Source organism: Pseudovibrio denitrificans JCM 12308 (genome assembly GCF_001310815.1).
In the GTDB taxonomy this organism is placed as follows: domain Bacteria; phylum Pseudomonadota; class Alphaproteobacteria; order Rhizobiales; family Stappiaceae; genus Pseudovibrio; species Pseudovibrio denitrificans.
In genome coordinates this window covers 14,473-40,678 of record NZ_BAZK01000021.1, presented here as the reverse complement: position 1 = coordinate 40,678, position 26,206 = coordinate 14,473, and the positions used below count along the sequence as shown (strand labels likewise).

Below are 26,206 nucleotides of genomic sequence, written 5' to 3'. Positions count from 1 at the left end.
CGGTGGAAAAACGAGCGGGCGCTTGCGCATCAAACCGCAGCTATTTTGATGCGCTGTCCAGATAAGCCAGCAGGTTCTCAATATCTGCTGGCTTCTTCAGGCCTGCAAAGGCCATACGGTTCTTCGGAATAAACTTCTTTGGCTTGGCGAGGAACTCAGTCAGGCTCGAAGCATCCCAGGTCACATCCGCATTCGCCATGGCTTTGGAGTATTTGAAGCCCTCAACAGCACCTGCTTGGCTGCCAATCACACCATAAAGGCTGGGTCCAACCTTGTTCTGTCCTTCCTTCACGCTGTGGCAGGCTCTGCACTTCTTAAAAACCTTCTTGCCCGCCTTCACGTCACCTGCCAGCGCCACCTGAACCGGGGCAGCCACGGGCGCTGGCGCAGCAGTTGCCTGTTTACCATCCGCATTCAAAACAAGACGCAAGGTCACCGGCACAGTCCGCGTAATGCTGTTCAGCTTGGCAAGCACCTTCAGCTGATCAACGCCAGCATTCACACCAGCCTCTTCTGTCCCCAAAAACAGCATGTCATTGGTGGTCGCCAGAACCTTGCCCTCAGAAATCCGGGCCACAAACACTTCCGTTTCCAGCGGAACCTCGGTTCCCAGCAGGTTCAGCGTGGCTTCCAGATCAACGATGGTCGTTTCTCCCACGCCAAGCTTGTTCAGCTCTGCCATATCCAGCTGCGCTGTCAGATCAGCCGCACCAATGCTTTGAAACACGATCTGACGCATACGCTCGTTGCGGATATCGATGTTGGTTTCAACTGATCCCAGATCAATCGCCAGTTGCAGTTTGCCATTCTCAGACACCGTGCCGGAAAGCTTTTCAAAGCTGTTCACCTCACCAACGGTGTTCTTTTTGATTGTGCCGTAGGAAAGACGCGAGCTGTCGCTGTCAACTGTCCAGCTCTGTGCAAGAGCGCTGCCGGACAACAATAAAAGCATCGCGGAGGTACGGAAAAAGGATTTTACCATAGGTATGTCGCCTTCGTGATTTGATGTGATTGACGATTTTTGGTTGCTATCAAATGGGAAACACACGACAGCTGGCTTTTATTCGATGCATTTTGGAAAAAAATATCCGAAGCGTTTTCAGGGGGATCTGATCACAGTGATGCCAAGGCTCTGGCGCTTTGCGCTATCGTTGGCCGGGCAAAAGGATCTGGCAGACGATCTGGTGCAGGCCACATGCCTGCGCGCGCTGGAAAGGGAAAGCCAGTTCAAGGCCGGATCAAACTTTGCCGCCTGGACCATGACCATCTGCCGGTCCATCTGGCTCAACGAAATGCGCAGCCAGCACCTCAGAAAGACCGGACAGCTTGATGCTGCCGTGGAATCTGGCCTTATAGATCCGTCACCATCCCCAGAAACGAATATTTTCGCCGCTGAAGTGTTTAAGCAAGTGATGCAGCTGCCAGAAGGACAGCGTTCTGTGGTGGAACTTGTCTTTGTAGAGCAATTCACCTATCGCGAAGCAGCCGCAATTTTGGGTATTCCTATTGGGACGGTCATGAGTCGATTATCTGCTGCGCGCAAAACACTGGCACCTTTGCAACAGGATCACGCCAACCAGATGAAGAAAGGAGAGCTGGCATGACATACACCGATGCACAACTGCGTTCCTATCTCGCTGGTACGGCAGAAGCCTCTCTGGCCCAGCAGATCGAAGCAGATCTGGAAAACGACCCAATACTTGAGCAGCGCCTTCTGGCTCTGGAAGGTCTGATACCGGTCATCCAGCACGGCTTTGCAGACCAACCAGCTCCAGGACACCTGAAGGAACTGGAAGAGAAGATTTTTGAAGATACCGCCAGTGAGCAAATCCCGACCACACCGTTCTATCGCCAATGGGGCGCCCGCGCGGCAACGCTAGTGGCAGGCCTTGTGATCGGCGCTGGTATGATGGTCTGGGCGGATGATGCACCGGATTGGCGCCAGGAAGTCGCCAGCTATCAGGCCCTTTACGTCAAAGACACCATTGCATCTCTCAACCGCTCAGAAGCCGAACTGAAGCAGGAACTTGCCATAGCGTCTGCTGCGGTAGGCCAGCAGCTTAACCTGAGCGACCTGACGGACCTGCAAGGCCTGAAGCTGCTCAGAACCCAGATCCTTGGCCATGAAGGGGCTCCGCTGATCCAGATCGTCTTCGCGGATCCAAATGGCGCTCCCATCGCATTCTGCATCCTGAAAGACACCGGCGCATCAGATACCGCCATGCACTCCGATAATCTGAAAGGCATGGCAGCCGCCGACTGGACCGGCAATGGCTACCGCTATCTGGTCATCGGCGGGGACAACCAGAACCGCATCGACACCGTGGCTCAGCAAATCCACTCCCACGTTCTGTAGGTGGTCTAAGCACTTATCTTTCTGTCAGTATCTTCAAGAGCCCCTGCATTGACGGGTGTTCTTATGATAAGTCTTCGGAATTGCCGATCAGGATGTTGTTTTATGAAGACTTACAATGAGATTGAAGCGGAAAATCAGGAAGAACTGGCCAGTCGTGCCTGGTTTCACCTGATGCGGGCTCATCGCTACCTCTACCCAAGGTTTGAGCGGAGCTTGCGTGACTACGGCATTGATAATCCGGTCTGGTACGAGATCATGCTGGAGATTGAGCGGGCAGGAGAGCAAGGCGCAAAGGCTGCTGATTTGCAGGACAAGCTTTACATGGCCCAGTTCACCATGTCGCGGCATATCTCACGAATGGAAAAGAAGGGCTTGGTGGAGCGTCAACCCGATAAAGAAGATGGTCGCGCTCATCTGATCTTCCTGACGAAGAAGGGAGCAGACGTCAACAAAGAGCTCTGGCCCCACTACTTCCGCACTATTCAAAAGGAAGTCGGCGCCCATCTCAACAAGGACGAAGCCTTTACGCTCTTCAAACTGCTAACAAAGATCTATTCATAAAAAAGGGCCGCTCAGCAGCGGCCCAAATTCATTTTAAAATTTGTAGTTCGCCGTTAGGCTGAAAGACCGGCCTGGTTCTTTTAGGGTGTTCACTGTCTGATAGTCACCACCATAGGTGCCACGGTCTGAGTAATCTTCATCGAAGATATTGTTCGCTTCAAAGCGCAGCTTCAGACCGTCAATCTGTTCAGGTTGATACTCTGCGAACAACCCAACAACCGCGTAACCGTCTATCGTTCTGTTGGAATCGCCAGATCCGGTGTCATAATCCAAAGCAGCCTGAACATCTCCGCCAACTGTCAGATCATACTCTTCCAACCTATGGGAAATGTTGAATGCAATAACTTGCCCAAGTGGTGCGGCAAAGTCCTGTGCAATATAGGTATCAGCTGCATCACCATCAACTTCCACTCGAGTGTTGGAATAGGTGATTTTTGCTGTCCCCGAGCTCCATTTGTAGCCCGCAGCCAAGTTGAAGCCTTCGGTAAGAACGTCGACATTGTTGTCTCCTGAGCGAGCATCACTAATGTCGGTCCTGAAAACTTCACCTGAAAGCAAGAAGCCGGAACGTTCAAACTCAAATCCAGTGGTCACATTGTGAGAACGTGATGGTTTAATGCCGGAGTAATCCCAGGATGGGTTGAAAACATAATTGTCTTCCAGAGCGATCCCACCAAAAACAGTGGCGTAACCAGCTTTAAGTTTGAGCCCTTCCAAGACTTCATAGGATGCAGACCCGTTACCGCTGAGCCCTGTTACAGAAGTATCAAAATCTCCAAGACCTTCAAACCGCTGATGATCCAGACGCAGGCCCGCTGAGAGCTTTAATGCCGACAAGGGGGTCCAACGTACTTGTCCGAAACCACCGAAATTAGTCGCAACCTCTTCTAAATCAGAGGACGGATCTTCATAATTCGCCGTCTTTCTATAAAAGTCGAAGCCGGTTGTGAAACCAATATCTTCACCGAAATGGAAAGTGTTTGCGACTTTGCCGTTTAGTGTGTTGGAGGTGCCTTTACTTCCATACGGCACAGGAACATCAATGTTGTTCTCGCTGAAACCCAAAACCACCTCGGGATCATAAAGATCGGTCGGCTCAAGATGCTCATAACGGAATGAGAAGCTCTTACGCAAAGTGTCATAGAGCCTAATAGTATCATTAGGTTTTCTCGTCAGAGAGCCAATATTCGCGCGATGTGGCCGCTCTTCCTTGTCCTTCAACATCATACCGGAAACCTCAAACCGGTGCCCGGTGTCAGAAGTGTAACCACCTTTGAGAAGGCCGGTTTGCAGGTTTGCGCCGGTACCCGGGATTTCCCAGTCGCCGCCTGAGGTGTAATCCTGTCCTTTTGCGTTCTTGGCAAAGGCGAGAATATCAAAGCCGTTATGTTCAGCAAAACCAGTCAAGGCTTGAGAGAACGTGTTGCCGTTTGTGTCAAAGCTCAGCGTGGCTTTGCCGCCCATGGTCTCACCATCTTCCAGCAAGTCCAGCGCATCAATCAGCTGGAAGGCGATAGAACCGCCCAGTGCATTTGGACCGGAATCTGCAGCCGCGATACCTGCGTCCACACGCACGGCGCGCAACAAAGCAGGATCAATGGCATTGGCTGTCACATGGTGGAAGGCGCGGTTGTTCTGCATTGCCCCTTCAATGGTCATGTTCAGGTTGAGCGCGTCCACACCATTGACGAAGATCTTTTGGGCAATCGGAATACCGCCGCCAACAGTCACAGAGGCGTCTTCAGCAAACACATCCCGCAGAGTGCCCATCTCTGCCGCTTCAATCGCCTGTCTGGAAACGTAGATTGAGGTGTTTCTGTCTGCAGCCACTGCAAAACGGTCATTGTTGAAACTGTAAACAACAACAGGATCCAGCTCTTCGCTGGCATCTACGCTATCTTGCGCTGCAGCCCCGGTAGAAAAATAAGCACCGTTTAAAACACAAACGGAAACAAGCAAACGCCACCGAAGTTTCTTCATTATGGTCCCCACCCACATATTGGCCGTATTACCTACGGCGAATCAAATATGAGAAAATTACTCATGTTTATTCGCGTGGGTATATGGGAAGGAAATTATAGATGCAAGTGCATCTAAATAGGTGAAGTTGCAGTGAAGGAAGTGAAGATCTCCCTTCTTTATTTAAATCAATATGTTAGTAGGTATTTTGTGCTGAATCGCACCTGTGTGTATCTGGCAATTCTAACAGGTGCTAAACGCAACAGGCTGACCAAAGGCACAAAAAAAGCCCCCACTAATCGCTTGGCAGGGGCTCATAAAAACAAAGAGGATTAAGCTTGGCGCTGACCCATCTGATCGTCGAGTGTCAGCAGGTGCCAACGGTCATCACCAGCTGCTTTAACCTGGTCAAGAACGCGGCGGAACAGATCTTCCTCTTCAATCTGTTCTTCCAGGAACCAATGCAGCATGTTTTGAGTGCCGTACTCTTTTTCCTCATGGGCAAGATCGAACAGAGCGTGGATCTGCTCTGTTACTTTCACTTCCATTTTCATAGCCAGTTCAATCGCAGCTTGAGCTGAATCAAATTCAACAGTCGGAGCGGAAATGCCTTCCAGCGTCACGCGGGAATCGCGCTTGACGATGAAGTCGTAGATACGCATGGCGTGCTCGGTTTCTTCCTTGGAATGAAGGCGGAACCACTTTGCAAAGCCTGGCAGTTCGCAAGAGTCAAAATAGGCAGCCACAGCAAGATAAACGTAGGATGCGCTCAGCTCAGCATTGATCTGCTGGTTCAGGGCGTCAGCAACTTTTGTGTTCAGTTTCATCACAATCTCCAATCAAAATTCGTGGAGACAGATTTGAAAAGCTACAAACTAATCGCCTTGACCAAAGTCAATTGCAACAGAATTATCTTAGCAATTGCAAGTGATTAGCAATTTCACAAATGCACTTGCGGCGCATGTTTTTGCTCTCACGCCCGCCAGTTTTTAGGCGCAGAGCCATAGACCCGTTTAAACGCATTGCTGAAGCTGGACGGGCTGTTATAGCCAGCCATATACGCCGCTTCCGCAACCGTAACGCCGCCCTTGTTGATTGCCTGTCTTGCTTTTTCCAGGCGCTGTTTGCGGATGAAATCGGAGACCGTCAGATTGTACTTTTCTTTGAAATGCCGCTGAATGCTGCGCTTGCTGAGGCCCGTCTCTTTGGAAATTCGTTCAATAGAGAGGTCTTCTCCCAAATGCTCCAGCAGGTACTCACGAACCTTCAGGCCTTTGATCCGCAGTTTCGTGTCATCTTCCTGCGCTTCTGCTTGCACAGCCCCGCGTAAATGCGCGCAAGTTTGCGCCAGAAGGCCCAAAGCTTCCGCCTGGCGCTGCAAACCGCCAATCTCATCACAGCCCTCAGAGCTCATGGAAAGAACACGAGCAGCGCATTCCACCATCTGCTCATCCGGTTGCCAGATGAAGTAGTTCAAATGCCCGTTCATGAAGCTGCGCAGCTCCTCAGAAAGAGCAGGGGACGCCAGCCCAAGAGACCCAAACCAGTCCGGCTGTGCCGCTATGCCAACTTTGCGCAGAGAATGCCCCGCTTCACTCGGTTTCAAACGCAGATTAGCGCTCTTTTTCAGGTTAAAAAGCAGCGCCTGAGGTTTGGGTGCATTTCGATTGCCCGCATCCAGATCAAAATAGACATCATCAATGTAAAACTGCTGCTGTCCTTCCAGATAAATGAAGATCTGAAAAATGGGTGAGAGCTCCACCAGACTATCATGCGCATGATGCCCCATGGTCTCATCCAGAACTTTGACTCGAATCTGCTGCGCAATCTGCACCGAAAATGCCCCCTGACTTTTCATTGGCGCGCATGAAGATGTTTTTGGCGCACACGCCAATGCATTTCCAATCGACGAACACCCCCTCATAAATATATTATGAGTTTTGAAGTCAAGTTTAAAACTTCGTATGATTGAAGTTAGTCCAGCGCGACCTTCCAGCTAACCAACATCTCTGAATGAGGTGCCCAAAGTGCTTGTTATCCCCGCAGGCGCTCATGGTGCTGTGCTGCCGCGCGGACAGGATTGGAGAATGTCTCGATGACCAGCCGCGGCGTTGAAAAAGCACTTAAGAACGGCCTTTTCTGCAAAAAAACGCAAACCAACGCACTAAATCTCTTATTGATGTCAACGGCGCTGACTTGCTCAACAGCGGCTGTCGCGCAGGAGAATAACTTGCTGGATGAGGTGGTCGTCACAGCCTCGGCCTCTGAAGTGACCTACAAGAATGCTCCGGCCAGCATCTCGGTTATCACCGCAGAAGACCTGGAAAATCAGGGCGCTAAGGATGTTCGTTCCCTGCTGGAAAGTGTGGAGGGCCTCACATTCAACAGAGCAGGCAACCAGAGCAAGGTGCAGATCCGCGGCTTGAATGAGAATTACACGCTCTTCCTGATCGATGGAAAACGCGTCACCTCCGCCCCAAACGCTTTCCGCGGCAACGACTACGATTCAGGCTGGGTCCCACTGGAAGCCGTCGAACGCATTGAAATCGTTCGCGGTCCCATGTCTTCACTCTATGGTTCAGATGCCATTGGCGGTGTGGTCAACATCATCACAAAGAAGGAAACGGAGGAATGGCACGGCTCACTTACCACCGAGTATACCCTTCAGGAAGACCGCAAATCCGGTGATTATGGCCGCACAGGATTCAATGTCTCCGGCCCGTTGCTGAAGGACAAACTCTTCATGCGCACCTATGGCAGCTGGGATTTCCGTCGTCAGGATTCAGGCAGTCTGAACCCGGATAGTCCGAGTGGGGGAGCCAACGCAGCTTCGCCAAGAGCGATAACAAGTATATCGATACGACTGTGACCTGGGATGTGAATGAGGAAAATTCTCTCGATTTTAACGCAGGTTACAGCAAACGCACACACGACAAGACAACACTGGACCGGGTTTCTGGGGGCATAACCCACCACGGCTCCTACGAGTTTGGTGAGACCGAACTGCGTGCTTTCGGGGACCGGATCGAGAACTCCTATGGACACGGCAACGCCGCTGGTGAAGACATGCCGAACACCGCCTACAACTTCACAGGAGATGGTAAAGTCAATTTTGACGCTGATCTGCTCGTGCCAAACTTCCTCACCGTGGGCGCGACTTATCAACATCAATCCCTCGAAGATAAGTTCGTTCTGACAGGCGAAGGCGGCTCTGACAGCTCCATCTGGCAAGCCGCAGCCTTCATCGAAGATCGCCTTGAAATCACAGATAGTTTCGAGCTCACCCTCGGCGGCCGCCTCGACAAACACGAAAAATTTGGCTGGAACGCCAGCCCTCGCGTTTACGGCGTCTACCACTTCACCGACGCACTCACATTCAAAGGCGGCTGGTCCTCGTCCTTCAAAGCTCCAACGCTTCTGCAGTTGTCTCCAAACTGGAAACAAGTCTCCTGTGGCGGGGATTGTTTTCTGGAGGGCGCTGAAGATCTGAACCCGGAAGTTGGCAGCAGCTTCGAGGTCGGCTTTAAATATGATCAGGCAAAGTGGAGTGCTGGCCTGACAGGTTTCCATAACACAATCAAAGACATGATCCAATTTCCACCAGCCCGAACCGCTGATGTAGCTGTAGCTCAGACATACTCCAACTACGTTGGATTGACCTCTGACGGTAAGCCGATCTTCAAGTTTGAGAACATTGAAGAAGCCCGTACAATGGGGATAGAGGCGAACCTGACTGTCCGTCCAATCGATGAGCTGACAGTCTCCGCCAACTACACCTATCTGGATGCAAAAAACACCAGCGCTAACGACGCTCCACTGGCGTTCCAGCCAGAACACTCTGCCAACATCAAGCTGGACTACGCCTTTAACGAAAAGCTGAGTTTTGCCTTGTCTGCCAACTATGTAGGCGAACAGTACACCTCAGTACCTGCCAATGGAGATATGACTTACGCCCGCAAAGTTGATGGTTATGTCACCGCAGATTTTACAGGTCGGTATGATGTGAACGAGAACTTCACTCTCCGGGCAGGTGTCCTGAACATCGCAGATAATCAGATCCTCAAAACGGACTGGGATGAGTTCAACATCGATGGCCGCCGCTACTTCATCTCCGGCACCACACGTTTCTAACGGATTGGCATATTGAAACGGGAAGGTGGGTGTCGCCCACCTTTTCGTGTAAAGGCGTACCATCATGTTTTCATTCAGGAAAACTCTTCTAGGCCTGTTGGTTCTTATGATTTCACAAAGTGTCGTGCCGAGCAGTGCAGCGCGTTCCCTCAGCCCCGAAACAGCAGCAGAAGCTGTGTCTCTTCAACAGGGCCAGGAGCTGTTGTTTGAGTTGCAGGCAGATCCGGGGGATTACATTCAGCTCGGCTGGTCCTCCCAATCCGGAAGTTTTCATCTGGACAGCGTTGAAAGAACAACCGGCAAACACATACGCCGCTTCATCTCCGAGAACATCGGCAGAGCGCCATATCTTTTGGTTGCCGGAGAGCAACCGATGGATCTTAAAGTTTCTGCTGTTCAGACAGGCCGGTTCACGCTTTCTGTTTTGAGAAAGGTAGCTGCCAGCGAGCAAGTTTCCTCACAAAAAGAATACCTTAGCCCACGCATTGCAAAACTGGCTGTGCACCTGAAAACTGGTGGTACTTCCGATGATTTCTGGTTGGATGTGGCGGAAACCGGTACACCTCTCATTGAAGATCAAGGCGATGGTAACAGCATCCTGACGTTTCTGGCCAAAGACGCAAAAAACGCCGTCCGTTTGTTAGGCGCCCCAACCAGCAATCACGAAGAACTGGAAAGACTTGGCACCAGCGATGTCTGGTTCAAGTCATTTGTTGTGCCCAACACAACCCGATTGTCCTATCAGTTGGCAAAGGACGTTCCTCAGATTACTGGCTCATGGACGGAACGCCGCAGAGCAATCCTTGCAACTTTATCTGCGGACCCATTCAACAAAAATCCATGGCCTGCAGACGCAATTGATCCATATAATCAACACTCTACGGTTCTTTTGCCAGAAGCCGATAAAGGTCGTTTTATACAAGAAAATGGCGCCGCAAAAGGCTCTCTGGCCAAACACGTGATAGAGAGCCAGCTCCTTGAAAATAAACGTAATATCTGGATCTACCGCTCGGTAGGCTACGAGATATCAAAAGAAACTGCGCCGCTTCTGCTGATGTTCGATGCAGAGCATTACAACGGTCGCATCTCAGTCCCAGTCATTCTGGATAACATGGTTGAGGAAGGCGTAATCCCGCCACTCGCTGCAGTTTTCATCTCTCATATAGATGGTAAAGCACGGTCCAGTGAACTGCCGAACAATGCGGATTTTGCGCAGTTTATGGCCAAAACTCTCCTCCCGTTTGTGGAAGAGCAGTTAGGGACGTCTTCATCACCGGATAGAACCATTTTGGCTGGCTCCAGCTACGGCGGTCTTGCTTCAAGCACTGTTGCCCTTCGCTATCCGCAGCAGTTTGGAAACGTCCTCTCCATGTCCGGCTCCTATTGGTATTCAGAGGAAGGGGATGAGAACTATGTTGCCAAACTCATTGCAAGCAAGCCAAAGCAGGACATCGCATTTTTCCTGAGTGCAGGGCTGTTTGAGAAGGGAGTCGGCGGTAGAGACCGCGGTATCCTTTATTCCAATCAACATCTTAGAGATGTCCTGATGGCAAAAGGCTATCCAGTTCAGATGAAAACATATGCTGCTGGACATGATCTGTTTTCATGGCAAACCATCCTCAGTGATGGCCTCATTCACCTGCTTGGAAACGCCGCAAGAAAGTAGCCATACATCACACTTAGATGCACCTGTATAAAAATCTGAGTGTAACCCTCAGGTATTGTTGGACAACTTTTAGTTTTGATTTTAGATAGAGACAAAGCTCAACAGCCAGGCTGCGGCCAAGCCATGAGACATCTATCCAACGGAGTTAGACATGTTTCATCGTGTTAAAAGGTCTGTAGCTGCATTGGCTTGCCTCGCAATGGCCGCGTCTCCAGCCCTTGCTGATCAGGTAGAAATTACCACTGCAACAGGCAAAGCCAACGTCACTGTAACACCCAAAAACCTTGTCGTGTTTGATATTGGCGCAGTTGACAACCTGAACGCCTTGGGCGTGCAGCCTGCAGGCGTGGTCAACAAAATGTACGTTGATTATCTGGATGGCGTACAGTCCAATGCTGAAGTCATCGGCACCCTTTTTGAGCCGGATTTCGAAGCCATCAACGCTCTGGAACCAGAGCTGATCATTGTTGGTGGCCGTTCTAGCAAGCAGGCGAAACCACTCTCTGAGCTTGCACCAACCATCGATATGACCCCAAGTGCCTCCGAGGTGTCCCAGACGCTGCTTGCTCATCTGGAAGCTTACGGCAAAGTCTTCAACAAGCAGAAAGAAGCTGCCGAACTTACAAGCAAATACAATGAGTTGCTGAATGAAGTGAAAGCAGCGGTTAAAGGCAAGGGCAAGGCGCTCTTTGTTCTGACCAACGGTCCAAAGGTTTCTGTTTTTGGTCCGGGATCACGTTTCGGCTGGTTCCACGATGAACTGGAAATCGAGCCAGCAATGGCCGAAATTGCAGTTGCCTCCCACGGCGAAGCCATTTCCTTCGAATACATCCAGAAGGCAAATCCGGATTGGCTACTGGTTATGGATCGCGCAACAGCAATCGGCAGCGATGCTGAAAATGCACGTCAGGTTCTGGATAATGAACTGGTGACCTCCACAACAGCCTGGAAGAAGGGGCAGGTGATCTATCTTGATCCAGCTGCAACCTACATTGCTCAAGGCGGCTATCAGGCCACCACACGCATCTTCGAGCAGCTGATCGAAGCCTTTAATAAATAATCACTATAGCCAGGAGCTGGGCAAACGTTGCTCAGCTCTAGCCTTTCTCTCGGTGCCCCATGAAAAACATCGGCGTTGCCATCGTCGCTCTGTTCGCTCTTTGCTGCTTCAGCCTGTTTGTAGGTGTTCAGGAAGTCTCCATCACAGATTGGTGGCAAGACCCACAAAATACCGACCTCTTTCTCATCAGCCGAATCCCACGGACACTGGCCGTGGTTTTGACTGGCGCATCGCTTGCGGTCTCAGGCGCCGTCATGCAAATGCTTGCACGCAACAGCTTTGTTGAGCCATCCAGCGTCGGAACGGCTCAAAGTGCAGCTCTCGGTATCTTATTGGTCACATTGCTTTATCCGGCGAGCCTCTAATCGTAAAGATGATTGTGGCTGCTGCAACTGCCATGATCGGAATGGCAGTTTTTCTGGCAATGATCTCCCGACTACCTGTGACGTCGCCTCTGCTTGTGCCGCTTGTTGGATTGATCTTCGCCGGCATTGTGGAGGCCTTGACCGTCTTTATCGCCTTCCAGACAGATATGCTCCAGTTTCAGGGCACATGGATGAGCGGCGAGTTCTCAGGCATCCTGCGCGGCCGCTATGAACTGCTTTGGCTCTGCGGGGTTCTGGCAATACTGACTTACATCGTAGCCGACCAGTTCACCATCATCGGCATGGGCAAAGACGCCAGCATCAATCTGGGTCTTAACTACAAACAAGTGGTTATCCTTGGTCTGTTTATTCTGGCGCTCTCAACGTCTCTGATCGTCGTAACTGTCGGCATGATCCCGTTTGTCGGGCTGGTCGTGCCCAACATTGCAAGGCGCATGATGGGAGATAACCTGCGGGCGAGCTTGCCCTGGGTGGCTGTTCTCGGTGCATTACTCGTGCTGACCTGCGATCTGATTGGCCGACTTATTCATTTTCCCTATGAAATTCCAGTGGGCACAGTTCTGGGCGTGATTGGCTCCTTTGTTTTCCTGTATCTGCTTTATGCGAGACCAGCCCATGCACGCTAAAAAGCTCATCATTATGGGCGTGTTGCTTGCATTGGCCTGCATCGCGTTCATGACCATTGGCGCCAAGGGCAGCTGGAGCTTCCTTTTGGTGTTCCGTGGCACCAAGCTCCTCGCATTATTGCTGGTTTCGGTCGCCATCTCCGTTGCAACACTGCTGTTCCAAACCATCAGCGGAAACCGCATCCTGACCCCATCCATCATGGGATTCGACTCTCTTTATCTGCTCGTACAAACACTGCTGGTCTTCACGCTTGGCGGCTTTACCTACGTGGCTTTGGATGGACAGCTGAAGTTTCTTGCAGAAGTGGGTGTCATGCTCTTTGCGGCAACACTTCTCTTCACAACAATCATGGGTAAAGGAAAGCAGGACCTCCACCGCATGGTGTTGGTCGGCATCATCTTTGGTGTGCTCTTCCGCAGTCTCTCAGGCTTTCTTCAGCGCATTATCGACCCGAATGACTTCGCCATCCTGCAAGGTGCCAGTTTCGCGCAGTTCTCCAGTGTTGATAAGGAACTATTGGGAGTCAGCATTCTGCTGGTATCTGGTTGTTGTATCGTGATTTGGCGTCTCAGACATACTCTCGATGTCATTGCACTGGGACGCAACAATGCCATCAACCTTGGTGTCAACTATGAGCGGACAAGCTTTCTCGTTCTTGTTCTGGTCGCAACGCTTGTATCGGTCTCAACCGCTCTGGTTGGGCCCGTAGCCTTCTTCGGCTTGCTGGTCACCAGCCTGGCTCATTTCATTATGAACACGCATCGCCACAGCATTCTTCTCCCTGCATCCGTTTTGATCGCAGCGATCATTCTTGTGACTGGCCAGACTGCCTTTGAACGCATTCTGAAGAGCCAATCCACGCTCAGCGTAACCGTAGAGTTCTTTGGCGGCCTTCTCTTCCTACTGCTTCTTTTCCGAGGGAAAATGAAATGATTGAAATAACTGGCGTTTCTCATAGGTATGGAAAGAGCAAGATCCTGAGCGATATCTCGCTCACCATTCAGGACAGCGGTATTACAGCTCTGATTGGTCCAAACGGGGCAGGGAAGTCAACGCTGCTCTCCCTCATGGCCCGCCTTCAACCACTTCAAACCGGCTCTATCTCCTTTGACGGACAATCCGTCGCTCAGACACCAACCAGAGAACTAGCCAAGACACTCGCAATCCTGCGGCAAGACAATGCCTTGAGCAGCCGCATGTCCCTGAGGGATCTGGTCGGTTTTGGTCGCTACCCTCACCACAAAGGACGGCCAACTGCAAAAGATCACAAAGCCGTAGACGAAGCCCTCGATTATTTTGATCTTCAGGATATGGCGGACAGGTTCATTGATGAAGTTTCTGGCGGTCAAAAGCAGCGCGCGCTCGTGGCCATGGCATTCTGTCAGGAAACCAAGTACCTGCTGCTCGACGAGCCCCTGAACAATCTCGATATGTACTACGCCCGTAGCCTCATGAAACGCTTGCGAGAAATTGCCGACGCCCGCCAACGCTCCTTCGTCATCGTCCTCCACGACATCAACTACGCAGGCGCCTACGCCAACGAAATCATAGCCCTAAAAAACGGAGGACTCGCCATCCATGGAACTCCACATGACGTTCTGGAAACCCAGGCCCTGAAGTCACTTTACTCCATGGAAATCACAGTAACCCAACACGAGGGGCAGCTTGTTGCACTACATCATTTGTAGGGTGTTAGGTGACAACTCAGTCAGGATTTAAAGTGCTGATTTGATTTTTGGTTCTGTGAAATGCAGTGATCTTGAAGATATGTAATGTAGTCACTAATCCATATAACGTATTGTATTTTTGAGTAATTCAAAATCCTGATTATTTAACTCATATTTGACTTTTGTCATTTGCGATAGGAAGTCTCTTCCATATTTCTCGGATTGCAAATCATTCTCAATTGCGGGAAGCGATCAGTTTTGCCCTGGTTGGTTCGGCGCGTTGGAGGGGGATAGGGGAGGTTTGCTCATGTTGGGCCATATCCTCATAAAGAGATTCCGAGTTAAAGCATGTTGAACAAAACAGCACTTCTATCATTCGCATCCGCAGTGGCAATCAGCTCCGCAGCACTGGCTGGTTCTCCTGAGGTAAAAGTCGAGGTTCTCGACAAGGTCTTTGATCCGGCAGGCGGCTTCCTGGCATACACCGAATTCGAACTTTCCGGAGAACCATTGGCTGAGGGCCTTGGTCTGGATCTTGATGTTCTGGATCCAAACCTCGTTAACCAGCCAACTGCTTTTGATTACGCAGCCGGCATCGAAAGCTACGAGTACTCTGAAGAAGCAATGTATGCGGTGAACTACCAGTCCAAAATGGGCCCGCATATCGTCAACGGACCATTGAACAAAGCACGTGGTGGTTCTCTGGAAAGTCTTGGCAAGCGCGTGATTGAGCTGGCTGGCTCCGTTGCTTTCCCGGCAGAAGAAATCCCGCTCAACATGTATCCGATTACCTTCCATACATCTCAGCTCTTCCTGAGTTTGGGCAGGCTGTCGACACCTCTGTTGTTTCTGGTGATGAAGCAGAGATCCTGAATGCGCATGGAAAGTCCAAGATCGTAAAGGTCGACATTCCTGCTTACTTCCGCGACTACGCATCGCTTGCGTGGAAGGAAGAGGGCATGGACAAATCCTTCAACCCGGGTGCTGCTGCCGGTATCATGCTGAAGGACGTGATGTGGGCGCAGGACTTCATGGGCGGCATGCACACCATTGCTGATGATCTGGAGGTCGAAGCTGAAAGCGCTGTCATGGATCAGGACGGCATACATGCACTTGGCGTTTCCACCGCAGATGGCTTTAACGGCGTTATCCTGACTGAAATGATCAATGATCGTCTGGTCACACTGCGCGATCAGTTTGGCTATGATGGCAAGATGCTGGGTGTGAAGCTGACAGCGTCCTATAATCCTGCAAACGGTCCAATCTGGTTCCCTCGTAAAGTGGCAGTGACCGAAAAGACCGAGAATACTGTTAAAGCAATTGGCTCTTTGAAGGTGATCGACGGCGCTTCTACTCTGCGTGATACATGGCTGATGCTGTGGCCTTTGGCTGAGATCTACGCGTACAGTGATCAACGTACAGTGAACACCAACCAGAACCCTGCGTTCCTTGCGGTGTTTGATGGTGCTCCGTTTGCAGCAGCTGCTGATCTGAACAAAGACAATGATCCAATGAATGACGTCGCTTCTGACGATGTCTTCTCTGCGGCCAGTGTTCTGACCAACGCAACCTTCAAAAACCTTGATGCGCTTCACTTCAACAAAGAAGCAGGCACTCTGGTCGACCTTTATGATGGCAAGCAGGGCGCTATAGTTACTACCTACGATGCAGCATACGCTTTGCAGGCGCTGAATATCTTCCAGCGTTCTCAGGATGCTCTGGCGGTTGGTTACGCTTCAGCTGATGCCGGTGAAAGCCTTGATACTGCACGTGGTAAGCGCGCTCTGGAGCTGATCAAAGCACAGGCAGACTTTATCCTGAAGAACCTGATTGCTGATAACGGTCTGGCCGTTGATGGCTTTGAGATTGGAAAAGGTGCACAAGCTGGGCAAAGCCTCGGCACTCAGTTTGCAGTTGTTCATGGCCTGACCTCAGCATTCCTCGCGACCAAGGATGAAGCTTACAAAGAGGCAGCGCGCAAGTTGTTCCTGACCATTGAAGCGAAGATGTATGACAAGGCGATTGGCACCTATGCTGCTGTTCCGGGTCAGCCAACTGAGCATACACCATACACTGCCGCTGCAATCAGCGCGGGCCTGCGCAGTGCAATGCTGATCCTGCGCAACAGTGAAGGTGAAAGCGAGCCTCTGCTGGATCTGGCAAGCCTGACTGGACGTTATGAGAGCTGGTTCCGCACTGTCATCAATGGCCGCAATGTGAACGAAGGCATGCAGTTGTCGGAGTGGCTTGGCGACAGTGGTGAGAACGTGGTTGCAGGCAGTGAGGATATCGACACTGATGCAGATGGCGTTCCTCAGGTCGTGCAGGCTGGTACAGCTATGGTGATGGCCGGTAAGGTCAAGGTTTCTGCTGTAAAATAAGTAGTTTACCGAAGATCACGACAGCCGGGGTGTAAAACATCCCGGCTTCTTCTGCTTGTTAACTTAAGTCAAATGCGAAGCATTCGCATTTAGCTATAGAGACAACAAAACCAATAATCCTACAAAAGAATCGATCCGTACTCATGGATGATGCAAGCAAAAATAGTGTACCTGCAAACGGACCTAAGCCAGCACAACCCGGCGCAATAGCAGTGTTTTGGAAGCGTCTTGGTTACAAAAGCAAACATGCTGAGTTCGTGCTTTACTTCCTCACTATCAGCGGATTGATGCTGTGGGATGTGGTTGGTCTCCCGTGGCAACTCATTCAGCCCACGCTTGCCGTCCACTTTGTTGTTTCCCTCATTATCTTTCCCTTGTTCGTTCTTCCATTTTGGTTTTCTCATCGTGATCTTATCAAGCGCAACGGTCGTCCGTTTTTGCGCAGAACAGGCAGATGATTGAGATTGTGCTGGCCTTATTGGTGCTGAGCGGCATATATCTCGCGTTTTTTGGTAATAGAGGCAATGTGTTAGGGCAGCTGGCTTATTGGTTGCACCTGTTGCCAGCGCTTCCTGTATCCATATTGGTATTCCATCACGCCAAACGCTATTCCATGGTCAAGGTTGCAGCTTGGATCTTTCCATTTCTACTGGCGCTGGTGGCACTCATGGTGCCAGCTTATGCTTCCGTTGAAAGTGGCTCCCTTATACTCAATAAGGATGGAACAAAGCTGATTTCTGCCAATTTTGATGCAGGCAGCGTGTCTGTTCTTGAACGCAGCTCCAACCTTTTGCTCCACGAAATTACAGTTGGTGGAGAAGTTCGCCGTGTTGCGCTGGATGGTCAGCGCAATGTTGTTGGCCTAACTGATTACACAGGCGACCGTGTGGTCTTTGTTGATCTGAAGACCAACAAGGTGCTTTCCGAGTTCAAAACAGATTACCGCCCGTTTGGGATCGTCTATGACAAGGCAAATGATGTTTATTGGGTGTCTCTATTCGAAGCACACAAGCTTATTGCGATTGATCCCAACCGTGGTGTTCTTCAGGCAGTCGAGAGTGAAGAAACGCCGCGCGGTCTCGCGCTGTTGAATGATGGCCGCCTGATTGTTACTCATGCGATGGTTGGTAAAGTATCCATTTGGGACACTGCTGGCGCAAAACTGAAACTGCTCAAGATCATTGCTCTTGCTGAAACGCAGGACAGCGATGAAGCCGTTTCTCAAGGCGTTCCACGCATTCTGGATGATATCGCGGTGAGCCCGGATGAGAAAGAAGCGTGGCTGCCTCACGTTCTTTGGAACTTCGATCATCCGTTTCAGTTTCAGTCTACTGTATTCCCGAGTGTTTCACTGCTGAGCCTCGAGCGGGGGCAGGAAAAAGAAGTTGCTGAGCGCCGTAAGCATCTGTTCAAACAGATCAACATCGTCGACACCAACAATCGCACTCGCATTGTTTCCAACCCTCATGATGCTGAGTTTTCTGAAGATGGCAAAAAGGTCTATGTAACACTGGCGGGCAGTGAAGACCTTATGGTTTTCGATCTGACACGCAGAACTGCACTGACCAGCAAGAAAAAACGTCGCGCGCGCCGGAAAGGCAAACTCAATCAGGTGGGCAAAAGTTACACAAATTTTCCGCCATATCCCAGGCGATAACCCGCGCGGTCTTGTGGTCTCAGGGCAAGACATTTTCGTGCAAAATGCGATGACGCTTGATCTGGTTGAACTGAAGCGTGGTGGTGATGGTCCGTTTGCCAGAGTTGCATTGAGTGACAAACCGTCTGTGCGCCTTGTGACGAAGGACCCCGTTGAGCCCAAGCTTCGTCGAGGCAAAACGCTCTTTAATAGCGGCAACACAGATGATGCCAAGCTGACGCCGACCACAGGTGATTTCTGGATGAGTTGTCAGAGTTGCCATGTGGACGGTTTTAACTTCACCAACGGTTATCTTTACCGTTCCACGCCGACCAAAAAGTTCGACAGATCCGTTATTGGCCACGACAATCTGAAACACATGATTTCAGGTAATTTTGTCAGCGACTACCTGCGTATTATGCAGAGAACACAAGGCGGGATGGGCCACGACGATCGCGATGGCGCACTGCAGATCAACCCGGATGAGCCTACCGAACCTGTTAAACGCGACATGGAAGCGCTGCAGGCCTTTATAACGTCGCGTGGCAACCTTCCTCTGGGCGCGAGTTGGGTCCGGTTGGATGATGATCGTAAGGTTCTGCACGAAAAGGACTGGGTGAACTCCGCCGCATGTGCCTCCTGTCACTCAGATATGTTCGAGCAATGGGCTGACTCAAATCACCGCCTGATGGGGGAGTCCAACCCGTACTTCATGGTCGTGAAGTCTGTTGCTGAACAGACTGAGGGTAAAGAGTTCGGCAAATGGTGCCTTGGTTGCCATGAACCGCAAGAGCAGTTTACGGAACCAAAGGCCGTTCCTCAGGAAGGGCACATGTTTGAAAAAGGCGGAGCAAGCCTTTTCAAAGCGCTCGAAGACGGCACTCCGGATTCTGATGAAGGCACCGGTTGCCTGTTCTGTCACCGCATCACACGCATTGAAGCGGCCATGGGCAGAACAGCAGGCACCAACGCTAGCTTCACTGTGAATGTGAAGGACAGAGAGAAATACATATTCGAAGATAATGACAATACGCTGCTACACTGTTGGTAACCGCCAGATCAACGCCAAGCCGGAAGTACATGCCAAGTCTTACTCTCAGCCGTTTTACAAGGATTCTGCGCTGTGCAGCACGTGCCACAACGAGGTAGCTCCGGGCACAGGCAGTGTGATTGTGAACACCTATGGAGAGTGGGAGAAGTCCTCCTACAACAACCCGGATGATCCTTCTAAAAACCGAACCTGCATCAGTTGCCACATGATGGCGGATGTTCAGAAGATCGGTGAGAACGTTCAAGGCATCTCTACGGATGGTGGCAAAGTTAAAGACAATGTGGTGACGCACCAGTTCACGGGTGCCAATCATCACCTCGTTGGCCTGCGCAACAAAAAACTTGCAGACATGAGTATCGAGTTGCTGCGAACTGCGGCCGAACTTGAAAGTCGTATTGATGACGATGGCCAGCTGGTTGTTCGCGTCAAGAATGTTGGGGCAGGGCACGCTTTGCCAACCGGTGTGGCTGACTTCCGTCAGCTTTGGCTGGATGTGACGGTCAAAGACGCCAATGGAACCATCATTCTGGAAGACGGGAAAATGGATGCTAAAGGCGTTGTGCCAGCCGATGCCCGTATGTTCCAGAAGGTCTTTGGTGACAAGGATGGCAATCCTGTTGGTCTGCTGTTCTGGCGTTATGAAAAGATGATCAAGGACACCAAGATCCCAGCGGATGGCTATCGGGATGAGACCTTTGCTCTGCCAGAAGGTGTTTCGTATCCACTCAGCGTTGATGTGAAGATGATGTTCCGCATCTACCACAATGGGTGACGGATGCCGTTCGTCAATCCTACCCTGACCTGCCAAACCCTGAAGCTGTTGTTATGGCTGAACTAAACGAAACACTGGAGCAGCCATAATGTTTGCTAGTTTTCTGATCACTTTCCGCGAAGGTCTGGAAGCATTCCTACTGGTCGGTATCATCCTGTCATATATGCATAAACTGGGTGTTCGGCACTTCAATAAGTACGTTTATCTGGGCGTCATTTTAGGCTCATCGTTTCTCTTGGTCTTGCCTTTGTCTTCCAGGTGGTGATCGATCAGTTCTCCAATGAACACTATCAGCACCTTCTGATGATCTTCATCCTGCTGTTTGCTACGCTTGTGCTCAGCTACATGGCCATCTGGATGCATAGACAGGCCAAAGCACAGGTTGATCATGTCAAAAAGCAGCTTGAGTTTCATATCTCCTCTGGCAACCTGTGGGGCATGGTGTTTCTGGCGTTCATTGCTGTGCTGCGCGAGGGCTTTGAGACCGTTCTGTTCTTCTCCGCTCTTATGTATTCAGGGCAGGGTGTGACGCTGGAGAACGGCCTGATTGGTGCCTCCATCGGTCTGATTGCGTCGATTGTTCTGGTCTGGGCCATGATGCGTGGTACGCGTCAGGTTCCAATCGCTCCGTTCTTTAAGTACACTAGCTTGTTGATCATCATCATCGCGGCCGGGTTGTTTTCTTCTGCTATCAATATGCTGCAAGCGATTGATGTGGTTCCGATTGTTGTGGAGCAGATCTTCAATATATCGTTCATTCTTGATGATCAGGGCACCTTTGGCACTTTCATGCGCGCCTTGTTCGGCTATAACGCATCTCCAACGATGATCCAGTTTACAAGCTGGGCGCTTTATCTTGGACTATTCCTGAATTTCTGGAGCCGCGGCTATGCTCAAAAGGCCTGATCATGTTTTGGTGCTGGGGGCGGGCCCAGCTGGCCTGACAGCCGCACTGCGTCTGCTGGAAGCCGGTATTCAAGTCACTGTGCTTGAAAAAGCTGCCAAAGAGGGTGGTCAGAGTGGAACAACCACTTTCGAAGGGCGCTACGGAACTTATCGCTTTGATTACGGTGGTCACCGCTTCATCACCCACAATGCAGAACTGTTGCAGTTGGTGGAGGACCTCGTCGGTGATGAGTTGCTCACTAGTCAGCGTAAAAGTGTCATCCGCTTTCAGGGCCGTACCTATGATTACCCGTTGGCGATGGGTAATATCCTCAAAACAGCTCCAGCATCCTTGCTGGCCGGTGCCCTAAAGGATCTGGCGGCCTTACCGTTTAGCAAGCCGAATGACGACAATTTTGCGACCTGGATCACCAGCAGATTTGGCAAGACGCTCTATAAAAACTTCTTTGAAGGATATACGGCCAAGCTTTGGGGCATTGACCCGACAGAGCTTTCAGCTGATTGGGCAGGGCAGCGGATCAGTCTGTTGGATCTGAAGGATGTTGCAAAACGCCTACTGCCTGTTGGCAGGGATACACCACGCACCTATGCCAGAAGCTATCGCTATCCCAAGTATGGGTTTGGCATAATCTTTGAGCGCATGGCGCAGAAGGTTGAAGAACTGGGCGGAAAGATCATCTATGACGCACCCGTAGATGGTTTTGATTATGAAGGCGGGTTCATCAAAGCTGTAAAGGCTGGCGGCAACTCTTACTCCGCTGATGCGGTGCTCTCTACACTCTCGCTTCCTTACATGGTCAACCTGACAGGCGGAGAGTGCGATCTTTCGTTCAGAGGCCTACGGTTCTTCAATATGCCATTGGAAATGGACAACCTGTCTGATTGCACCTGGCAGTACCTCTCTGATCCTGACATCATAGCTACCCGTCTACAAGAACCTAAGAGACGTTCACCCTTCATGGTGCCTGAGGGACATACCTCGGCTATGCTTGAAATCCCATGTGATCCAGGTAGTCCGCTCTGGGACATGGACAACGAGCAGATGTTCGCCAAGGTTTGCGAAGTTCTGAACAAGCTCGGCGTTGATAGCGCAGCGGCGACAGGGGAGTATTTCTCGACTTATCAGAGCCAAGCCTATCCTTTGATGTCTGTTGGCTATGAAGCAAAAAGAGCCAGAGCAATTGCTCACCTCAATCAGTTCGACAATCTAATTCAGTGTGGCCGGCAAGGCACTTTCCGTTACATCTTCACGGACACCTCTATGGAGATGGGCCAGATGGCTGCAAATGTGCTGATTGACGGCGAGAACAACCGTACAACGATTTATGAACACCGCAGCGAGCGAACCGTGATTGAAACGGAAAGTGTCGCCTAGGAGATTTGTCATGATGAGAGTGTTTTATGCATTGCTGATTTCCCTATTTGTAGCAGGGCAGGCACATGCGTATTCCTATGCCGCTGCGGGCAAAGAGCCGTTGATCGATGCACGTGAAGCAATGTTGAAGGCTGCACTTGAAGGCAACTTTGAAGCAGCAAAAGCCGCTGCAAATGAAATCTCTGAGGAGCTGACGTATCTGACGCAAGATTATGATAGCGGCCTTTCAGAGGCATTCGAGAATGCACTCGCATCGCAGGATACACCTGCGCTTTCAGCCGCAATCAACCGTGCATTCATCGCGGAGATTACACGGCGCCTACAGGCTGGGGCAGAGAACCTAAACGACTATCAAACATCAAAGGTGCTGGTGGTCAAATCCAAGCGTTTCTTCGATTCAATGGCTGGGGAGCTGCCTGGAGAAAAACGTCAGGCAGCAGATGAAGCCCTGCGTCATGCACTGGAGGCGATTGGCAATCCGGGTGTGTTCGGTGTGGGTAAGCGCGAGCCTGATCTAGCTGCATATAACGCGGCTGTCGAAGCCACTCTGAAAGCTTTGGCAAACTAAGATGCTGAGGCTAGGGTGGGGCCTTGCTCTCTTCTGCTATGCGGTGCTGTCAATCTGGCTGCTCCGTCACCCTCCCAGCATTCCGACTGACGATGCATTCTTTTTCGTCAATGGCACAATCCGTTTCAGTGTCCTTGAGTTCAGGCCTCATTTCCCCGGCTACCCCGGTTTCATCGCTCTCAGCAAACTTCTGTATTTTGCAGGACTAACCGCCAAGCAAGCCGTCTTCTATCTCACGCTTTTCTCGGCACTTACACTTCCACCACTTTCTGCATGGGCCGCAAAAACAAACGGTGCCTCACCAACTGGCACATTACTCGCGTTTGCCGGAGTTCTAACCCTCCCGTTCCTGCCGCTCGTTAGCCTTAGCATGATGAGTGATGCCACAGGCATCGCCTTCTTCCTCGCTGCTTTGGCAAGCATAGGCAGAGGGCATCACGGTTTTGCCAGTGCTTTCGCAGGAATGGCACTCGCCTGCAGACCGTCCTTCTTCATCCCTATTGGGCTATCGCTTTTCATCGAATGGTGTTTGAAAAAAGAAGCCCGGTTCACCATGTTCATTACAACGGCAGCAACACTCTTCTTGTTTTTCGGCGCAGTTGTCCTGCTAGAGGGCGAAAGCTACTTCCTGGAAGCGCTACGGTTTACAGAGGGCCACTTCACAGTTTGGGGAAACACCTCATTCGAGCAAGCAACAAAACGCGACACTTGGCTCGACGCAGCAACCCGCGAACCTCTCGCTTTCATCACCTTATCCCTGCTCATCTGCACTGCTGCTTATGCACTTTTCAAAAAGCCTCAACTCACTCCTCTCACAATCGCCACCCTATCAGCTCTCCTATGGACAGCATTCGCCCAAAACCCAGAGAACCTGCGCCACGTACTGCTGCCAACTGTTTTGTTGGTCATTTGGTTGGCAAGTTTGCGGGCGAGATCTACGAGATATGTATTGTATATCAGTGTGCTATTGCAGCTGAACTTGTGGTCTCAACTTGAACTTCAACCTACATCAGACTCACCATTAGATCGGTCGATCGGCTACCTAGAGAAACAACCAAACAGCCTGTTGGTTACAAATCGCGGAGTTTACTATCTGCGAGATCGGCTACCCAAACATCAGATTAAAGATGCTTATTACATTGATGGTGAAGAGCGACTAACTATTCAAACAAACAGTCCTGCGTGGAAACTTACAGGATCAACCGAAGATATAAAATGGTGTGAAAACAATTACTCGTTTGGAAGCAGAACACTTGGCGAGAGAGACTTGCATATTCAGTCTAATTGCTGAGTATTGCGAAATCGAACTAGAGAATTTTAGTTGCTTCTTAAATATTCACTCCAAAATGCAGTAAAATTCCCAATTGGGAACTTTAATAAACCTCTTAATATACCATGAGGTTAAATGGTGAGCCCGCACCGGTTCGAACCGTGGACCTACTGACTAAATGGCACTTCAGCGGGGAACGATCATTTGCGTTAAAGAGCGATTCATTACTATAAATCAAATAGTTGCAGAAAATTACTTGCTCTGACCTACCTTGCTTTTCGCGCTCAATCTCATATAGTGCTGACAGAGAACGTTAAGCAGTTCGTTTTTGACCTATCACGGTTTGGATGCTGTCTTGCACAGGTTCTAAAAGAACCTCCTAGAGGTCGTCACAAGCTGTCAGGCCTTCAGAAACAGCGGCAATCTGGTACGTATTTCAACTGATATTTTCGTATGTGTGGTGGCTCCTGTCACGAGCCGTCAGCGGGAGAGGTTTGTCTATGCCGAACATAACGGAGCGAACGGCGGATGCGGCAAGTCCAGCAAGCAAAAAGCGACTTCTATGGGATAGCAAGCTCAAAGGCTTTGGCCTTCAAGTGATGCCAAGCGGTGCAAAAACAATCATTGTGCAAAATCGCACGCATGAAGGCCGCTCCCGTCGTATGAGCCTTGGCGACCGATGTTCTGGCGAAGGTCCGAAACGGGGATGATCCCTTGTTAAAGCGCAAAAACAAACGATCGGCTCCCATAGTGAATGTTCTTCGTAATACTTACATGAGCAAACATGTGCAGTTTCATAATATGCCCAAGACAATGAACGTCTCCTAAAGCGATGTGTCGTTCACGACTGGGACACATCGAACTGAACTCAGTCAGGCAGCAGGATATTTCAAAGCTGCACTACTCGTTGAGAGCAACACCTCATCAAACCAATCAAGTTCTAGCGGTCTTATCAAAGGCGTTCAATCTCGCTGAAGTATGGGACCTACGGCCAGAGCACAGTCAAGCACTTACCCAAGGATATTGCAAAGCGGAAGGCACCTGTTAATCCCAGAGCTCTTTATTGCTTACGTCAGCTCTTTTACACCGGTGCGCGTATGAGTGAAATAGCAACCCCGAAATGGGAGCATATTGATTTTGAGTTAGTCACGATTGCACTGCGTTCAAGAAAAGGGGATGAGCGGAAACCTCATCCAGTGAGTGCTAGTGTGATCGACATCTTCTCTAATATTCCAAGAGAGGATGGGTCACCTTATGTTTTGCTCGGCTGTAAAGATCCGACACAACCTATTTCGATTGAGTTGATTGAGAACGCAAGGCAGCGCATCCACATCCATGCCAATATTCCTGATGTTCGTATTCACGATCTGCGCTACACGGTTGGTACTTTGGCAGCTCAAGCAGGTAGCAACGCCGTCCTTATCAGCCACCTTCTGCGTCACCGCAACGTGACTATCATCAACCGCTATGTTAACCACGATGCCACTCGATCCGGATGCTTTCAGAAGCAAATGGGGAACGCATAGAGGCGGGATTGGATGAGGGGAGTGAGAGGTCCGCTACTGGTATTGAGAGCGGTGTTTGGATTTTTGCGAGTACTGCACGAGGCTTTTGACCGATAGCGGACATTCGAAAACGAGCGATTTCTCTGCAAATTTGATGCAGGTATAAATGTCGATCCTTTACAGTCCTCATTCGCTGAGAAAGTACACGAATTTGGAGGGCATGTTAGCTTCAAAAACCGATTTAAAGTACATGCTATTTTGTAGGATAAGTTCAATCAAAGTTAATTAGACGAAGAACCAGCACTCCCCTTGGAGCCAACTGCAGCTTT

At 50.5% G+C, this 26,206-nt stretch carries 25 protein-coding genes and 2 pseudogenes; 23 read left to right on the top strand and 4 right to left on the bottom strand.

Going from position 1 to position 26,206, the window contains the following annotated elements:
- Positions 1–40: 40 nt before the first annotated feature.
- Positions 41–982 (bottom strand): c-type cytochrome, encoded by a 942-nt coding sequence (locus tag JCM12308_RS31800; RefSeq protein WP_054785085.1) that lies wholly within the window; start codon positions 980–982, stop codon positions 41–43.
- Positions 983–1,007: 25 nt separating this feature from the next.
- Here JCM12308_RS31800 and JCM12308_RS21870 point away from each other — a divergent pair, with 25 nt between their 5' ends.
- The 3 genes from JCM12308_RS21870 to JCM12308_RS21860 all read left to right on the top strand — a co-directional run bounded on the left by JCM12308_RS21870 (position 1,008) and on the right by JCM12308_RS21860 (position 2,917).
- Positions 1,008–1,604, top strand: a complete 597-nt coding sequence (locus tag JCM12308_RS21870; RefSeq protein ID WP_244271989.1) for an RNA polymerase sigma factor — start codon at positions 1,008–1,010, stop codon at positions 1,602–1,604.
- Positions 1,601–2,356 carry a hypothetical protein gene (locus JCM12308_RS21865; protein WP_054785083.1) on the top strand — a complete coding sequence of 252 codons (756 nt, stop codon included), beginning with the start codon at positions 1,601–1,603 and terminating at the stop codon, positions 2,354–2,356. The genes JCM12308_RS21870 and JCM12308_RS21865 overlap by 4 nt, the downstream gene beginning before the upstream one ends.
- 102 nt (positions 2,357–2,458) lie before the next feature.
- Positions 2,459–2,917 carry a MarR family winged helix-turn-helix transcriptional regulator gene (locus JCM12308_RS21860; RefSeq protein ID WP_054785082.1) on the top strand — a complete coding sequence of 153 codons (459 nt, stop codon included), beginning with the start codon at positions 2,459–2,461 and terminating at the stop codon, positions 2,915–2,917.
- A gap of 33 nt (positions 2,918–2,950) precedes the next feature.
- Here the strand turns inward: JCM12308_RS21860 and JCM12308_RS21855 are convergent, their stop codons facing one another.
- Positions 2,951–4,897: a TonB-dependent receptor domain-containing protein gene (locus JCM12308_RS21855; RefSeq protein WP_054785081.1), complete on the bottom strand. Its 1,947-nt coding sequence runs from the start codon at positions 4,895–4,897 to the stop codon at positions 2,951–2,953.
- Between the two features lie 132 nt (positions 4,898–5,029).
- Between JCM12308_RS21855 and JCM12308_RS27950 the strand changes: the two genes are divergently transcribed.
- The gene (locus tag JCM12308_RS27950) at positions 5,030–5,212 is read left to right on the top strand and encodes a hypothetical protein (RefSeq protein ID WP_128647459.1); all 183 of its coding nucleotides are present in this window, start codon (positions 5,030–5,032) and stop codon (positions 5,210–5,212) included.
- On the opposite strand, the gene JCM12308_RS21850 is transcribed toward JCM12308_RS27950, so the two are convergent.
- Both JCM12308_RS21850 and JCM12308_RS21845 read right to left on the bottom strand, forming a co-directional pair.
- A complete protein-coding gene (locus JCM12308_RS21850) occupies positions 5,209–5,703 on the bottom strand; it encodes a ferritin (protein ID WP_008547124.1) in 495 nt (164 codons plus the stop codon). The two genes, JCM12308_RS27950 and JCM12308_RS21850, sit on opposite strands and share 4 nt — an antisense overlap.
- 146 nt (positions 5,704–5,849) lie before the next feature.
- Positions 5,850–6,710, bottom strand: a complete 861-nt coding sequence (locus JCM12308_RS21845; protein WP_208608679.1) for a helix-turn-helix domain-containing protein — start codon at positions 6,708–6,710, stop codon at positions 5,850–5,852.
- Positions 6,711–6,971: 261 nt separating this feature from the next.
- On the opposite strand from JCM12308_RS21845, the gene JCM12308_RS30815 reads away from it, so the two are divergent.
- The 19 genes and pseudogenes from JCM12308_RS30815 (at position 6,972) to JCM12308_RS30770 (ending at position 25,898) form a co-directional block, all read left to right on the top strand.
- On the top strand, positions 6,972–7,745 hold the full coding sequence (locus JCM12308_RS30815) for a TonB-dependent receptor plug domain-containing protein (protein ID WP_208978860.1): 774 nt from the start codon (positions 6,972–6,974) through the stop codon (positions 7,743–7,745).
- An 8-nt stretch (positions 7,746–7,753) separates the two neighbouring features.
- The gene (locus tag JCM12308_RS30810) at positions 7,754–9,007 is read left to right on the top strand and encodes a TonB-dependent receptor domain-containing protein (protein WP_208978859.1); all 1,254 of its coding nucleotides are present in this window, start codon (positions 7,754–7,756) and stop codon (positions 9,005–9,007) included.
- Between the two features lie 106 nt (positions 9,008–9,113).
- Positions 9,114–10,673, top strand: a complete 1,560-nt coding sequence (locus tag JCM12308_RS21835; RefSeq protein WP_208978858.1) for an alpha/beta hydrolase-fold protein — start codon at positions 9,114–9,116, stop codon at positions 10,671–10,673.
- Between the two features lie 151 nt (positions 10,674–10,824).
- Entirely contained in the window at positions 10,825–11,733 is a 909-nt protein-coding gene (locus JCM12308_RS21830; RefSeq protein WP_054785079.1) for a siderophore ABC transporter substrate-binding protein, read from the top strand.
- 59 nt (positions 11,734–11,792) lie between these two features.
- Positions 11,793–12,745 (top strand): annotated as a pseudogene (locus JCM12308_RS21825) (ABC transporter permease).
- Positions 12,720–13,679 carry an iron chelate uptake ABC transporter family permease subunit gene (locus tag JCM12308_RS21820; RefSeq protein ID WP_054785078.1) on the top strand — a complete coding sequence of 320 codons (960 nt, stop codon included), beginning with the start codon at positions 12,720–12,722 and terminating at the stop codon, positions 13,677–13,679. Before JCM12308_RS21825 ends, JCM12308_RS21820 begins: the two are co-directional and overlap by 26 nt.
- A complete protein-coding gene (locus JCM12308_RS21815; protein ID WP_054785077.1) occupies positions 13,676–14,434 on the top strand; it encodes an iron ABC transporter ATP-binding protein in 759 nt (252 codons plus the stop codon). Before JCM12308_RS21820 ends, JCM12308_RS21815 begins: the two co-directional genes overlap by 4 nt.
- 327 nt (positions 14,435–14,761) lie before the next feature.
- The gene (locus JCM12308_RS30805) at positions 14,762–15,286 is read left to right on the top strand and encodes a hypothetical protein (RefSeq protein WP_208978857.1); all 525 of its coding nucleotides are present in this window, start codon (positions 14,762–14,764) and stop codon (positions 15,284–15,286) included.
- Between the two features lie 86 nt (positions 15,287–15,372).
- Positions 15,373–16,794 carry a hypothetical protein gene (locus JCM12308_RS21810; RefSeq protein WP_208978856.1) on the top strand — a complete coding sequence of 474 codons (1,422 nt, stop codon included), beginning with the start codon at positions 15,373–15,375 and terminating at the stop codon, positions 16,792–16,794.
- A 143-nt stretch (positions 16,795–16,937) separates the two neighbouring features.
- Positions 16,938–17,252, top strand: a complete 315-nt coding sequence (locus JCM12308_RS30800) for a hypothetical protein (RefSeq protein ID WP_208978855.1) — start codon at positions 16,938–16,940, stop codon at positions 17,250–17,252.
- Complete coding sequence (locus tag JCM12308_RS30795) at positions 17,249–18,451, top strand: YncE family protein (RefSeq protein WP_208978854.1); 1,203 nt, start codon at positions 17,249–17,251, stop codon at positions 18,449–18,451. The genes JCM12308_RS30800 and JCM12308_RS30795 overlap by 4 nt, the downstream gene beginning before the upstream one ends.
- A gap of 49 nt (positions 18,452–18,500) precedes the next feature.
- Positions 18,501–19,481 (top strand): multiheme c-type cytochrome, encoded by a 981-nt coding sequence (locus JCM12308_RS30790; protein WP_208978853.1) that lies wholly within the window; start codon positions 18,501–18,503, stop codon positions 19,479–19,481.
- The gene (locus JCM12308_RS30785) at positions 19,453–20,253 is read left to right on the top strand and encodes a hypothetical protein (protein WP_208978852.1); all 801 of its coding nucleotides are present in this window, start codon (positions 19,453–19,455) and stop codon (positions 20,251–20,253) included. Before JCM12308_RS30790 ends, JCM12308_RS30785 begins: the two co-directional genes overlap by 29 nt.
- An 88-nt stretch (positions 20,254–20,341) precedes the next feature.
- Positions 20,342–21,159, top strand: a pseudogene (locus JCM12308_RS21800) (FTR1 family iron permease).
- A complete protein-coding gene (locus tag JCM12308_RS21795) occupies positions 21,143–22,534 on the top strand; it encodes an FAD-dependent oxidoreductase (protein ID WP_054785076.1) in 1,392 nt (463 codons plus the stop codon). Before JCM12308_RS21800 ends, JCM12308_RS21795 begins: the two are co-directional and overlap by 17 nt.
- A 10-nt stretch (positions 22,535–22,544) precedes the next feature.
- On the top strand, positions 22,545–23,102 hold the full coding sequence (locus JCM12308_RS21790; protein WP_054785075.1) for a hypothetical protein: 558 nt from the start codon (positions 22,545–22,547) through the stop codon (positions 23,100–23,102).
- Position 23,103: 1 nt separating this feature from the next.
- Complete coding sequence (locus JCM12308_RS21785; protein ID WP_054785074.1) at positions 23,104–24,393, top strand: hypothetical protein; 1,290 nt, start codon at positions 23,104–23,106, stop codon at positions 24,391–24,393.
- A 479-nt stretch (positions 24,394–24,872) separates the two neighbouring features.
- Complete coding sequence (locus JCM12308_RS30775) at positions 24,873–25,082, top strand: Arm DNA-binding domain-containing protein (protein ID WP_208608677.1); 210 nt, start codon at positions 24,873–24,875, stop codon at positions 25,080–25,082.
- A gap of 255 nt (positions 25,083–25,337) precedes the next feature.
- Positions 25,338–25,898 (top strand): site-specific integrase, encoded by a 561-nt coding sequence (locus JCM12308_RS30770; RefSeq protein ID WP_208608737.1) that lies wholly within the window; start codon positions 25,338–25,340, stop codon positions 25,896–25,898.
- The last annotated feature ends 308 nt before the right edge of the window (positions 25,899–26,206 follow it).